The sequence below is a fragment of the Siphonobacter aquaeclarae genome (genome assembly GCF_900103285.1).
GTDB lineage: Bacteria > Bacteroidota > Bacteroidia > Cytophagales > Spirosomataceae > Siphonobacter > Siphonobacter aquaeclarae.
The window spans coordinates 378754-391351 of sequence record NZ_FNGS01000003.1; the positions used below are offsets into that span (position 1 = coordinate 378754).

Below are 12598 nucleotides of genomic sequence, written 5' to 3' on the forward strand. Positions count from 1 at the left end.
AAAACGAATACGTTGTTTTCAGGATTTTCAGAACAGGTTTAACGCGCGAGTTTCCGGACCTCTCCGGCAATGTCCCGCGCGGCAGTGGGTTTAGCCAGCTGCCGGATGCGCCTGCTCATGGCTTTCCGGACTTCCGGCTGTGAAAACAGCGCAAGTGTTTCCGGAATCAGCTTTTCCCGGGCTTCTGCGTCAGGTACCAGCCGGCCCGCCTCCTCACGTACGAGCGCGAGCGCGTTTTGGGTTTGGTGATCTTCGGCCGCGGTAGGCAGCGGGACGAAAATCGCCGGTTTTCCAACCAGGCACAGTTCGGAAATGGAGAGTGCGCCTGCCCGGGAAATCACCACATCTGCCGCCGCGTACGCATACGGCATCTGCGAAATGAAATCAGATACCCAGATCCGGCCGGCCGGAAAGGCCTTTGCACGTTCCCGGGCCTTCTCTATATATAGTTTACCGGTTTGCCAGATAACCTGGTAGCCGGCCGCCACGAGCCGTTCCAGGCCCGCGTCGATGCTTTCGTTGATAGTCCGCGCACCCTGGCTCCCGCCGATAATGAGCAGTGTCGGTATTTCAGGGTTCAGTCCACCGAAGTATTCCCACACACGGGGATCATCTTTTGAAACTGATCCGATATCTCCGCGAACCGGATTGCCGGTTATGACGAGTTTTTCTTTCGGGAAAAACTGCTCCATGCCCGGATAGGCAACGCAGATTTTCTGCGCTTTTTTGGCCAGAAACTTGTTCGTCACCCCCGCATAGGAGTTTTGCTCCTGAATCAGGTAGGGAACGCCGGAAAATCCGGCCGCCAGCAGTAAGGGGCCGCTGGCATATCCACCTACACCAACGGCCGCATCCGGCTTGAAATCCCGGATGACCTTGCGGGCCGCGAGCAGACTCTTTACGAGTTTGACCGGGAATCCGAGATTGGCGAGCATGTTCGACCGGTTGATGCCGGCAATGTCCAGTCCGAAAATGGAATAGCCCGCCTGCGGTACCTTTTCCATTTCCATACGTCCCTTCGCTCCGACAAACAGAATTTCTGTGCCTGGATCAGCTTCCTTTAAGGCATTGGCGATGGCAATGGCCGGAAAAATGTGCCCTCCAGTTCCTCCTCCACTAATAATGATACGCTTAGACACGGTCTCGGATGCGGGGTTTTCGATGAACAAACCTGACTACTATTCAAAAAACGCAGTCCGTTGATTCGCAGGAAATTAAGGGCAAACGCTTCGCGCGCCGCTTGAGAAAGTTTCTTGCGTAACGGACTGATTATCAGCGGTGTGGTGGAATAGCTAAGCTTCTTTTCGGAGCACCAGCCATTCTGCAAAAGAACGACGGGTAAGTAGATATCTCCAAAAAAATTATACAGTTGCGGGTTCCTGGGGTTTAGGCAGGAGCTTGTTTTCGGCCTCCCGGCTTACACTCAGAATGGCTCCGATCGAAACGCCGGTGAAGATCAGCGACGAACCTCCCCAACTGATAAGGGGTAATGTCTGACCTGTTACCGGAATCAACTGAACGGATACCGCCATGTGCACAAGGGCCTGAAGGACGAGGCTGAACGCCAGGCCAGCAGCCAGAAAATACCCAAATGCCTGCCCGCTTTCGTATTCAGCTTTTCTCAGTTTCCGGAATGCTACGTACCGGACACTTCGATACAAGAGAAAAAGATAAAGGGCCAGTGTTACCAGGCCTCCTGCGAAGCCCCATTCCTCAATCAGAATGGCATAGGCAAAATCGGAATAGGCCTGCGTCATGAAATTTCGCTGAAGGCTGTTTCCGAGACCCCGGCCAAACCAGCTTCCTGAGGCGACTGCGACAAGGCTGTATTCTTCCTGAGAATCGATCCGCCGGTCTTCCGGCGTGAGGCGCTCCGGCGGCCGTACTTTCTGGATGAGTTGAGAAACAACGTTGGTAGGGCGACTGAATCGGCCTTCCCATGTGGCTCCCCGCGATCCGATAGCCCAGGCGATGGCAAAAGCCATGACTCCCGCCAATGTCAGGTAAAACAAATACCGCATCGGAACCTGCCCGATAAACATCAATAGCCAGCACGGAGCCATCAGCAGCAACGCTGCACTACCGGAGTTAAGTGCCAGCAACAGACCCAGAATGCCGCACCAGAAAATAGGCGGGACGAACACCAGGGGATCTTTGTAGTTGGCATTCAGACGCTTGGCAAGCATCGAGGCCAGGTTGGCGATCAGGGCAAATTTCGCTAAGTCAGACGGCATGAACGCCGACAGGATCGGGATCGGTAGCGAGCGCTTTGCGCCGCCCATTTCCACCCCGATCAGCTGCACCAGGATCAGCAGAACCACCGAGAGATATAGCATCAGCCGGGAGAGATTGGAATACATCCCGAACGGCAGGTGATGGCAGATGAAGATAATCGCCAGGCAAATCGCGATATCCCGAACGTGTTTGATGAGGAACGACTCCGTTCCCGGCAGATTCCGGAATTCATACGTACCACGCGCAGAAAGAACTACGACCAGACCGATCGCCAGCAAAGCCAGTACGATTTTCCAGATGGTCCGGTCACCCTCCATCCGAAGGTAACTGCGAAGTCGTTCAGGAGTCATAGAAACGAAGGGTGAACGGGTAAATTAAGTTTACAAATGTAAATTATTTACAATTGGAAAGACAAAATAAAATGAACAAAAAAAATCAGGACTTTATCCGCTGGAAAAGAACACCTTACCGACGGGTTTTTCTGTGTATTCTGTGCTTTCTGTGAGCCAGAATTTTATTTCTCACAGAAAGCACAGAATACACAGAAAGAGGCTGTCCGACTTGCGTGAGACAGCCTCTTCAGAAGGATAGCTGTTAATCCTGCTTGATATGGATCTGCGCCTGGTGATAGATCTTGGTGTAGGGCGGAATACTTTTGGTAAGCCAGACATTTCCGCCGACAATACTATTGTGCCCAATGATGGTTTCACCGCCAAGGATAGTCGCTCCGGAATAGATCACAACGTCGTCTTCTACCGTCGGATGCCGCTTCTGGGATGCCAGCTCCTTGCTGACACTCAAAGCGCCGAGCGTAACGCCCTGGTATAACTTGACGCTCCGGCCAATGACCGTCGTTTCGCCAATAACAATGCCCGTACCGTGATCGATGAAAAAGTGCTCGTCGATCTCCGCTGCCGGGTGAATATCAATTCCCGTCCGGGAATGCGCAAATTCGGTCAGTACGCGGGGAAGCAGAGGTATTTCCAACTCAAACAGCGCATGCGCAATCCGATAGAAGGCGACGGCATAAAATCCGGGATAGGCCCGAACGATTTCATATTCGCATGTCGCTGCGGGGTCCCCCTGAAGTATCGCCGCAACATCCGACCGCAACATGGCATAAATACCCGGTACCTGAACCATGAATTTTCGGGCAATGACCGCAGCCGGCTCCTGTAACTGTCCCTGCATAGATCCGAGAAGCTCGCCCAGTTCTTCCTCTACCCGGTCGAAGGCGGCGCCCAGTTTTTCGGCCGACGAATAATGCTTCTTCGTTTGCTCCGGAAAGAGCAGCAGGATCAGCTTCGTCACCAGACGGGCTACGGAGGAGGTCGGGGGATAGGTCTCCGTCCGGGTATGTCTCAGGTACAGTTCCTGGAGAAAATCTTGGGGAAGCATAGAGTTCGTTTTATGTATGCAAGACGGCCACCGGGCGCATGTTCTCTAATAAGCCTTTTCGGCCAAATAGGTTCCTGATTTTCGGGTGATCCGGAAAATTTTCCCTTTTTCATTGGTGAGCAGTAGCTCATTATTCCGAACGAAAACCAGCCCCTCTACCTGACCGCGCCCGACCTTCAGACAGGAAAGCGAGCGGCGAAAGTTGATCTTTCCGTCTTCCACCCCGAAAAAGAATACTTTTCCATAGGTCAGTACGGCGAAGGTCTTCCGGTCGGGGCTGATATCCGCGGCGGTGACCATGCCCCGCAATGGCAGGCGGTCCTGCACCCGTGCGACCTGATTACCCGGTCGCGCCGACATGGAATAGAGCTTCACGGTTCGGTCTCCGCGGTTTTTCGAAAACAGGTACAGGCTGTCCTGATGAAAGAAAAACGCTTCGCAATCAAAATTCCGGTCTTTCTTTTCCGGAGGAAAGACCCGCTGGTCTTCGTACCGGTAGGAAATAGCCTGAATGGCTGTGCTGTCGACCGGACCGTTTACTATTCTTTCAGGAACGATATAAACAACGAGGTCCTGTCGGTTGTTGGTATTATTGCCGGTATCTCCGATGTACAGATTCCCGCGGGAATCCCGGGAGATATCCTCCCAGTCCCGGTTCCGGATGCCCGGAAGGGCCAGGGTACGGAGTAACAGCCCTTTTTCGTCAACCTCATACAACTCGGGTTTACCCCCTGAATCATTATGGGTCCAGAAGGTTGGCTTTCCGGAAGCAGTAGCCAGGCCGGAGTTTTCGTTGGCAACGGCGGGCATTGTACCGACGCGCGTCACGTGGTACTCGCTCCGCCCGCGCCGGAACCCTTCATGCCGGATATCGCCCCCGCAGGAACAGAACTGAATCTTTAACCCGAACAGAAATAGAAGTAGTTTTGCCTTTAGCATAGAAATTATCCGAAGTTCCGGAAAATCGCCGGAAATCCCACTACATGGATTCATCTACCCCCATTCGGCTGGCCGCCATTCTGCTGTGCGTGATCGCGACGATCTTCGGCCTGTACATGCTGCAGAGTATTGTCACACTGCTGCTCTTCTCCCTGCTGATTGCCATGCTGTTGTATCCGCTTTGCCGGAAAATGGAGCGCTGGCGGCTGCCCCGTGTCGCCGCTATTTTTATCTGTCTGATTGTGCTCATCGGCGTGCTGGCAGGGATCGTATGGGTCGTCTCTTTGCAGATGTCGAGCTTTTCCAGCGACTTTCCGAAGTTCGAACAGAAGATGATTACGGTAGTCGACCGCGCCCAGGACATGGCAGCAGATTACCTCGGGCTCGACCGCAACCGGCAGAATACCGAAATCCGGAAACTCACCAATGACTTCCTGCGAAACAGCGGAAGCTATGTGACATCGTTTCTGTCGTCGACGACCTCCATGCTGGCCGATCTTTCCCTCGTTCCGATTTTTGTATTCTTCATTCTGCTCTACCGGGATTTCTTCCGGAGCTTTCTTTATAAACTGTTTTCGAAGGTACGCCGCGGCCGGATCGACCTGGTACTGGGGAAAATCTATACCGTCGTTCAGGGATACCTGACGGGGCTCGTTCTCGTCATCGGTATCGTTGCCTGCCTCAATACGGCCGGTCTGCTGATTCTGGGGATCGACTATGCGTGGTTTTTCGGGACGCTGGCGGCAGTACTCCTGCTGATTCCCTACATTGGCATACTGGTAGGTTCGCTGCTGCCGACGTTGTACGCGCTGGTGACGAAAGACTCGTCGATGTATGCCCTCGGCGTCATCGGCGTATTCAGCGCTGTACAGATTCTGGAGGGAAATTTTATTACACCCTATGTAGTAGGTTCGAAAGTGAGCGTCAATCCGCTGGCGGCGATGATTGTGCTGATTTTGGGCGGGCAATTGTGGGGTATTTCCGGACTGGTACTCGCCCTGCCGGTAACGGCCATCGTCAAAGTCATCTGCGATAACATCGAAGGGCTGAAGCCCTGGGGATTTCTGCTCGGAGACCCGGAGTATGCGCAAAGCAGGCCGCGCTCTTCCCGTAAAAAGACGACAGAAGACTAAAAATTGAGCAGATCCGGGCTGCGGAAATGCCCGTTCATGCGGATACGCTCCTTCGTTCGCTCCATCTCGGATACCACCGGCAGTACTTCTTCCAAATGCCGGATCAGGAATACCTGCCGCTCGGATTCAGACAGCAGCCGAAGCAGGTCGTACTCCTGATCGAGGGATAGACCGACCTTATGAGCCACTTCAAACGAAAAATTACCCGTCTCCAGGTCAAAATGGAAGGGAACCTGCAGCAGGTGATACAGCTTCCGGACCCGGTCGAGAAGCCCGGACATTACCTCCGGCAACGGCGTATTGTCGAGCAGGGTAACTTCTCCGCCTGCATATAATCTGTCAGGTACGGGATTGATAAAACGGTCGAGCTGAAAAACCCGCTTGCCTTTGGTCCGGATGTCCATACGGCCGTCTTCGTACCGTTTATAGACCTGGCTTACACTCATTTCCGTCCCGAAACTCATAATGGTATTCCGCAGGTATACGGGGATACCAAAGGTCTTTTCTTCCCGGATGCATTCGTTGATAAGCTGAATGTACCGGGGTTCGAAGATGTGGAGGTTCAGGGATTCTCCCGGAAACGCTACCAGGTTGAGCGGGAAAAGAGGGAGGAAAGCCATATCCGCCGGGTTGCTGGACTATTCCACTGAAAGGCCTACGCTGACGACTTCCGGCAGGGGATCCTGCCGCATGTACTGCTCGATGCGGACGGTGTATTTACCGGCTTTCGGAAACCGGAAATCTTTTACCGCCAGAAACTTGTGGTCGTAAATGTCCCCGAGGCCGTTGCCCGTCGGCTTTCCCGTCGTAGCGTTGGCAAGGATAAGTTCATCCAGTTTGCGCTCGATGGTCTTGCCGTCTGGTCCGATGAGCGTACGAGTAACGTACAGGTTATAGTACGGGTACGACTTAGTATTCCGAAGATTGTAGAACAGGCTGTACGTGCGTGTCGTATCGCTGATGTCAAACGAGAAGGACGGCACGGTTTTGATCGGCCATTTCGCCTCTTTCAGTTCCACGTTGTCCTTGAAAACGGCTGAATTCTGGCAGGCAACAGCCAGGAGTAGCAGGGCGAACAGCGTATAGCGCATAAGAAATGAAATACCCGGAGGCGCACGGCGCCTCCGGGAAGCATATTATCCTTTGTTGTTGTTCTGCGGGGGGCGTCCGCCGCCACCGCCGCGTTTCTTTTTGTTTTTCGGAGACCGGTTTTTCGACTGGTATTTGCGGTCCATCTGTTCCAGATCGCTGTTCAGGGCCGGAGCCTTGGTCTGCGGTGTGACAGGGGCGGCTTCCAGTTCTTCGAAGGACGGGGGAATAACGCCCTTTTTGTTGAGCTCTACGATGCGCAGTACCTGCGGAATGGGGACGGGGTACCAGTTGTCTTCTCCCCGGAAACCAAACCACATGATCTTGCGGAAGATATCCGTTTTCTGGAGCGTAGCGTCGCCTTTCTGGATTTTGACGGGGCCTTCAAGCGACGGAATATCCCGGAGCGCATCCATGTACGTTTCGAGCTCGTAATTGAGGCAGCATTTCAGGCGCCCGCATTGTCCGGAGAGTTTCACCGGGTTCAGCGAGAGGTTCTGGTAACGCGCCGCGGAGGTCGTGACGTTCTTGAAATCCGTCAGCCAGGTCGAGCAGCAAAGCTCCCGCCCGCAGACGCCGATACCGCCGATGCGGGCAGCTTCCTGCCGTAGGCTGATCTGCTTCATTTCGATCCGCACCTTGAACTCACCGGCCAGGACCTTGATCAGCTCCCGGAAATCGACGCGCTCGTCGGACGAATAGAAAAACGTCGCCTTCGTGCCGTCCGACTGGAATTCCACGTCCGACAGCTTCATGTTCAGGTCCAGGCTCTTGACGATTTCCCGGGCGCGGTACATCGTCGGGAGATCCCGGGCGATGGTCTGTTCGTGTTTTTCGAGGTCTTTCGGCGTCGCCTTCCGGTATACCTGCCGGATATCGGCTTCCTTCACGCCGCGTTTGACGATCTGAAGCCGGACCAGCTCACCCTGAAGGGATATGAAGCCGAGGTGATGCCCGCTGGACATTTCCACGACCACCGGGTCTCCGGTGTAGAGTTCAAGCTGGCTGATGTTCCGGAAGTATTCTTTCCGGCCGCCCTTGAACTTAACCTCGACGAGGTTGCTCCGCTGTGTCTGGGGGATTCCCAGGCCGGGAGCTTCCATGTCCGACAGCCAGTCGAACACGTTCATTTTATTACAACCACCGGTTCCGCAGGCTCCGTTATTCTTGCAGCCTGAGACTACCGCAGATTTATTTTTGGAACGGATGCTTCCGCAACCGCCCGTCGCACACGATGCACATGCCATTTCTTTGATTCATGTAGAATGAAAGAACGGCAGGGAAAGCGGGGCTTTCCGCTGACTATTCTGGCATTCCGGTTATAAAAGATCCAGGCCGATGTCCCGTCTGTAGTACTTGCCCTCGTACTGGACCGATGCCGCGGCGGTTTGAGACCGCTTGCGGGCTTCTTCCAGCGAAGTACCCAGGGCCGTTACAGCCAGGACACGCCCTCCGTTGGTGACCACCTGCCCGCTCTCGGATTGTTTGGTTCCGGCGTGGAAAATGGTCGTATAATTTTGTTTTTCAGGAACGACGATCGTCTTCCCTTTTTCGTAATCGCCCGGATAGCCGCCGGCTACGACAACCGTCGTCACCGCTGTTTTATCCGAAACGGCAAAATTGACATATTTCAGCTTCCCTTCCGCAGCTGCTTTGAGGATCATGAGGAGGTCGGAATCGATCCGGGGCAGGACCACTTCCGTCTCCGGATCACCCATGCGACAGTTGTACTCGATGACGTAGGGGTCGCCGTTAACGTTCATCAAACCTACGAAAATGAAACCGACATACCGAATTCCTTCGCTGCGAAGGCCGGTGAGGGTCGGCCGGACTACGCGTTCTTCGACCTTTTTGAGGAAGGCATCGTCGGCAAAAGGAACCGGTGAAACAGCTCCCATACCGCCGGTATTCGGTCCGGTATCGCCTTCGCCGATGCGCTTGTAATCTTTCGCTTCGGGAAGAATATGGTAGTTTTCTCCGTCCGATAAAACGAAAACGGAGAGTTCAATGCCGTGGAGGTATTCCTCGATAACCACCTTGCTGGAGGCGTCCCCGAACTTGGCATCCACCAGCATTTCCCGCAGGGTTTGCTGGGCTTCTTCGGCAGAAGCGGCGATGATAACACCCTTACCGGCAGCCAGACCGTCCGCTTTCAGTACCAGCGGAAATTGCTGCGAAGCAATGTAGGCGAGGCCTTCTTCCAGGGTATCCCGGGTAAACGTCTGTGACGCCGCCGTGGGGATACCGTACTTCACCATAAAATTCTTGGAAAAATCTTTCGACCCTTCGAGCTGGGCGCCGGTTTTATCCGGGCCGAGGATGAGCAGCTTGCGGAACTCTTCCTTGCCTTCGAAATAATCACGGATACCGCGTACGAGGGGTTCCTCGGGGCCGACGATCAGCAGGGAAATCGCATGCTCGGTAACGGCAGCGGCCAGCGCGTCGAAGTCGTTGACACCGATAGGCAGGTTGGTTGCCAGCTGGGCGGTGCCGGCATTACCGGGAGCAACGTAAAGGTTTTGACAAAGAGGACTCTGGGCGATTTTCCAGGCAAAAGCATGTTCTCGTCCACCGGAACCTACGATGAGGATGTTCATCGGAAATGTTTATTGCTAGTACAGACAAGCCTGAAGGCTGAAAGATAAAAGCGTGTATGGGAAATGAAAGGAACGAAGGGGAATCCGCAGATTCCCCCGTATTAATGGCCTAATTCACTGTGGAACTTGATCCGCATGAGGCGTAACTCTTCTTCGGTGTACTCGGCGCCCATTTCTTTCAAGGCCACGGCCATCGAATCGGTTTCGGCACTCATGAAGTAATCGTAAATCTCGTCCTGACGGTCGTCGTCCAGTACCTGATTGATGTAGTAATCGAGGTTGAGCTTCGTACCGGAGTAGCAGATATGCTCGATTTCCTCGATCAGCTCCGTCATGCTCAGGCCTTTCGCTTCCGCGATTTCGTCGAGGTTGATCTTCCGGTCGATCTGCTGAATGATAAAAATCTTGACCTTCGACTTATTGGTCGTCGTCTTGACAACTACTTCTGTCGCGGTCTCGATATCGTTATCATCCACGTATTTCGAGATGATCTCGACGAACATTTTACCGAACTTGACGGCCTTGCCCATCCCGACGCCGTTGATCTGCGACAGCTCCTGAATGGATGAGGGGTACGTCGTGGCCATTTCTTCCAGAGACGGATCCTGGAAAATGACATACGGCGGGATGTTCTTTTCCTTCGCGATCTTCTTGCGAAGGTTTTTCAGCATTTCGAAGAGGGCTTCGTCGTAGGCCTTGGCGGACGTGCCTGACTCTTCCTTTTCTTCTTCTTTCTCTTCCGTCTGGTTTTCGTAGTCGTGATCTTTCGAAAGCGTGATCACGTACGGCGCTTCGAGGAAGGTCGTGCCTTTTTCAGTGAGCTTCAGCGTTCCGTAGTTCTCGATATCCTTTTCAAGGTATCCGAATACCGTCAGCTGCTTGATGACCGACAGCCAGAATTCCGGCGTCAAAACGCCGTCGTCTTTCTTGCCGGAGGTTTTCGGTTTTGCCTTGACGATTACGTTGCCGTCTTCGTCCTCCTCCTCTTCCGGTTCGTCGTCATCGTCTTCGGCCTCATATCCGAGCTTGAATTTGCCCTTGCCGAACATGTCGAGCTTGTTGTGGCCGTGACTGACGACGTACGGGTTTTCGATACCCATCAGGATATCGGCGATGTGGGCGCCGTCGAACCGGTGGTCTGTCAGTTCCACAGCACGGAGGATCCACTCGACCTCGTCCTGCATCTTGAACTTCTGCGTCGGCTTGAGGCAGTTGTCGCAGAATCCGCAGTCTTTCGGGAAATATTCACCGAAATACCCGAGAATCTGCCGGCGGCGGCATACTCCGAGGTTGGAGTAGCTCACCATTTCCATCAGCAGGGACTTGGCATTGTCACGCTCGGTGACGGGCTTGTCCTTGTTGAATTTATCGAGCTTGACGATGTCGTCGAAGCTGTAAAACATCACGCAATTGCCTTCGAGGCCATCCCGGCCGGCACGTCCGGTTTCCTGGTAATAGCCTTCGAGGGATTTCGGAGCGTCGTAGTGCAGGACGAAGCGTACGTCCGGCTTGTCGATTCCCATGCCGAAGGCAATGGTGGCGACGATGACTTCCACTTCTTCGTTCAGGAACGCGTCCTGATTGGCCATGCGGGTACTCGGATCGAGCCCGGCGTGGTAGGGCAGGGCGCTGATGCCGTTGACCGTAAGCAGTTGGGCGATTTCCTCGACCGATTTCCGGCTGAGGCAATAAATGATGCCCGATTTGCCTGCCTGGCTTTTGACGTATTTGATGAGCTGACGGGTAATGTCTTTCGTCTTCGGCCGGATCTCATAGTAGAGGTTTTTCCGGTTGAAGGACGATTTGTACACCGTCGAGTCCTCCATCTGCAGGTTTTTAATGATGTCCTGCTGGACTTTCGGGGTGGCTGTAGCTGTCAGGGCGATGAGGGGCAGCTTTTCATCGATGGTCTCGACGATATGCCGGATCCGCCGGTATTCCGGACGGAAATCATGTCCCCATTCGGAGATACAGTGGGCTTCGTCGATGGCGACGAACGAAATCTTCGCTTTCTGGAGGAAGGCGAGGTTTTCTTCCTTGGTAAGTGACTCCGGTGCAACGTACAGCAGTTTTACTTCTCCGCTGAGCACATCCTTCTTCACCTGGTTCATCTCCGACTTGCTGAGGGTCGAGTTCAGAAACTGGGCGTTGACGCCGACGGCATTGAGCTGGTCGACCTGGTTTTTCATCAGGGCGATCAACGGAGAGATAATCACGGCGGTCCCTTCACTCACGACGGCCGGCAGCTGGTAACACATCGACTTGCCGGCGCCGGTAGGCATGATGACAAACGTGTGGTTGCCGGAAAGGAGATTACAGATGATGTCTTCCTGTTCTCCCCGAAACTGAGTGAACCCGAAGACCTCTTTCAACTTTGCCTTAAGGGTATCCTTTAACGACGGATCATCAAGCATGGCCATTTGTACTTTTCTTCGACATCAATCAACGGTTTGATGTATGCTAGGGGAAATTCTGCCTCCTGTAACGAAGGAATCAGGATTGAAATTAGTAAAAAAACTTTTTTCGCAGGTAAAAATATTTCCGGGCCGGAAATAACGAATATCCCTCTACGAAAAAGAAAATGGGGCACTCCCGGGCGAAATAGCCCGGCTTTCCCGTGTTGATGAAGAAGATAGAAGTACTAGCGAAGCCGGCCGAAGGCGTCCTTGACCTTTTTCTCGTCCCAGCGGATGAACCGGTTGGCGGCCACATTGCACAGCAGCGCGATGGCGATGACAAAGAACCCGATTTTGAAACTTCCCTGGGTTTCGATGGCAAACAGGCCGTTTCCGCGGATGTGCGCAAGGTAGGTAGAGGCGCCGAGCAGCCCGACCAGTACGAGGGTGTTGATCAGGTTGAGGAACATCTGCCGGACCCGGTTGCGGAACTGGAGCAGGGAGGCGAGGGCGATCAGGCCTCCGGCGATGGCCAGGCCCGCGAGGTAAAAGGTGTTTTCGGAGGTGACTGTCTGATCACCTTTCGTATACGTAAGCGCAAAAGCGTTGAGGGTAGCCGATTCGGTACCGATGGTTTTCTGCCAGACGGGGAAGGCGAGGTAAAGACCCATGGATACGACGATCAGGGCCAGGAAAAGCGATTGGGGGCGTTGCAACATAGACTATATCAAATGGGATATAAGGCAAAAGTACGCCACAATTGCTCAATGCCCAAGGGGTAAATGCACCGGGCAGCGCGGAAACGGGGATT

Annotated in this window: 11 protein-coding genes; 1 reads left to right on the forward strand and 10 read right to left on the reverse strand. The window is 53.8% G+C overall.

What is annotated here, in order from left to right; translation table 11 throughout:
- Positions 1-38: 38 nt before the first annotated feature.
- The 4 genes from murG to BLR09_RS08775 form a co-directional block, all read right to left on the reverse strand.
- The gene (gene murG, locus BLR09_RS08760) at positions 39-1139 is read right to left on the reverse strand and encodes an undecaprenyldiphospho-muramoylpentapeptide beta-N-acetylglucosaminyltransferase (RefSeq protein ID WP_093201412.1); all 1101 of its coding nucleotides are present in this window, start codon (positions 1137-1139) and stop codon (positions 39-41) included.
- Between the two features lie 222 nt (positions 1140-1361).
- Positions 1362-2585, reverse strand: coding sequence for an FtsW/RodA/SpoVE family cell cycle protein (locus tag BLR09_RS08765; RefSeq protein WP_093200554.1), 1224 nt, complete (start codon positions 2583-2585; stop codon positions 1362-1364).
- Positions 2586-2829: 244 nt separating this feature from the next.
- Complete coding sequence (gene epsC, locus BLR09_RS08770; protein WP_093200556.1) at positions 2830-3633, reverse strand: serine O-acetyltransferase EpsC; 804 nt, start codon at positions 3631-3633, stop codon at positions 2830-2832.
- A gap of 45 nt (positions 3634-3678) precedes the next feature.
- Positions 3679-4572, reverse strand: a complete 894-nt coding sequence (locus BLR09_RS08775; protein ID WP_093200559.1) for a hypothetical protein — start codon at positions 4570-4572, stop codon at positions 3679-3681.
- 44 nt (positions 4573-4616) lie between these two features.
- Here BLR09_RS08775 and BLR09_RS08780 point away from each other — a divergent pair, with 44 nt between their 5' ends.
- Complete coding sequence (locus tag BLR09_RS08780; RefSeq protein ID WP_093200561.1) at positions 4617-5705, forward strand: AI-2E family transporter; 1089 nt, start codon at positions 4617-4619, stop codon at positions 5703-5705.
- On the opposite strand, the gene BLR09_RS08785 is transcribed toward BLR09_RS08780, so the two are convergent.
- From BLR09_RS08785 to BLR09_RS08810, 6 genes are all read right to left on the reverse strand, one after another.
- Positions 5702-6325 carry an LON peptidase substrate-binding domain-containing protein gene (locus BLR09_RS08785; RefSeq protein ID WP_093200564.1) on the reverse strand — a complete coding sequence of 208 codons (624 nt, stop codon included), beginning with the start codon at positions 6323-6325 and terminating at the stop codon, positions 5702-5704. The genes BLR09_RS08780 and BLR09_RS08785 overlap by 4 nt on opposite strands.
- An 18-nt stretch (positions 6326-6343) precedes the next feature.
- A complete protein-coding gene (locus BLR09_RS08790) occupies positions 6344-6796 on the reverse strand; it encodes a gliding motility lipoprotein GldH (RefSeq protein ID WP_093200567.1) in 453 nt (150 codons plus the stop codon).
- Between the two features lie 45 nt (positions 6797-6841).
- Entirely contained in the window at positions 6842-8041 is a 1200-nt protein-coding gene (locus BLR09_RS08795; RefSeq protein ID WP_093200569.1) for a PSP1 domain-containing protein, read from the reverse strand.
- 72 nt (positions 8042-8113) lie between these two features.
- A complete protein-coding gene (gene purD / locus BLR09_RS08800; protein ID WP_093200572.1) occupies positions 8114-9391 on the reverse strand; it encodes a phosphoribosylamine--glycine ligase in 1278 nt (425 codons plus the stop codon).
- 101 nt (positions 9392-9492) lie between these two features.
- Positions 9493-11811 (reverse strand): ATP-dependent DNA helicase RecQ, encoded by a 2319-nt coding sequence (locus tag BLR09_RS08805; RefSeq protein ID WP_394331402.1) that lies wholly within the window; start codon positions 11809-11811, stop codon positions 9493-9495.
- A 221-nt stretch (positions 11812-12032) separates the two neighbouring features.
- On the reverse strand, positions 12033-12506 hold the full coding sequence (locus BLR09_RS08810; RefSeq protein ID WP_093200575.1) for a DUF4293 domain-containing protein: 474 nt from the start codon (positions 12504-12506) through the stop codon (positions 12033-12035).
- Between the last annotated feature and the right edge of the window lie 92 nt (positions 12507-12598).

Coding starts and splice junctions, on each gene's coding strand:
- BLR09_RS08765 (WP_093200554.1), bottom strand. CDS start 2,585: ATGACTCCTGAACGACTTCGCAGTTACCTTCGGATGGAGGGTGACCGG.
- epsC (WP_093200556.1), bottom strand. CDS start 3,633: ATGCTTCCCCAAGATTTTCTCCAGGAACTGTACCTGAGACATACCCGG.
- BLR09_RS08775 (WP_093200559.1), bottom strand. CDS start 4,572: ATGCTAAAGGCAAAACTACTTCTATTTCTGTTCGGGTTAAAGATTCAG.
- BLR09_RS08780 (WP_093200561.1), top strand. CDS start 4,617: ATGGATTCATCTACCCCCATTCGGCTGGCCGCCATTCTGCTGTGCGTG.
- BLR09_RS08785 (WP_093200564.1), bottom strand. CDS start 6,325: ATGGCTTTCCTCCCTCTTTTCCCGCTCAACCTGGTAGCGTTTCCGGGA.
- BLR09_RS08790 (WP_093200567.1), bottom strand. CDS start 6,796: ATGCGCTATACGCTGTTCGCCCTGCTACTCCTGGCTGTTGCCTGCCAG.
- BLR09_RS08795 (WP_093200569.1), bottom strand. CDS start 8,041: ATGGCATGTGCATCGTGTGCGACGGGCGGTTGCGGAAGCATCCGTTCC.
- purD (WP_093200572.1), bottom strand. CDS start 9,391: ATGAACATCCTCATCGTAGGTTCCGGTGGACGAGAACATGCTTTTGCC.
- BLR09_RS08805 (WP_394331402.1), bottom strand. CDS start 11,811: ATGGCCATGCTTGATGATCCGTCGTTAAAGGATACCCTTAAGGCAAAG.
- BLR09_RS08810 (WP_093200575.1), bottom strand. CDS start 12,506: ATGTTGCAACGCCCCCAATCGCTTTTCCTGGCCCTGATCGTCGTATCC.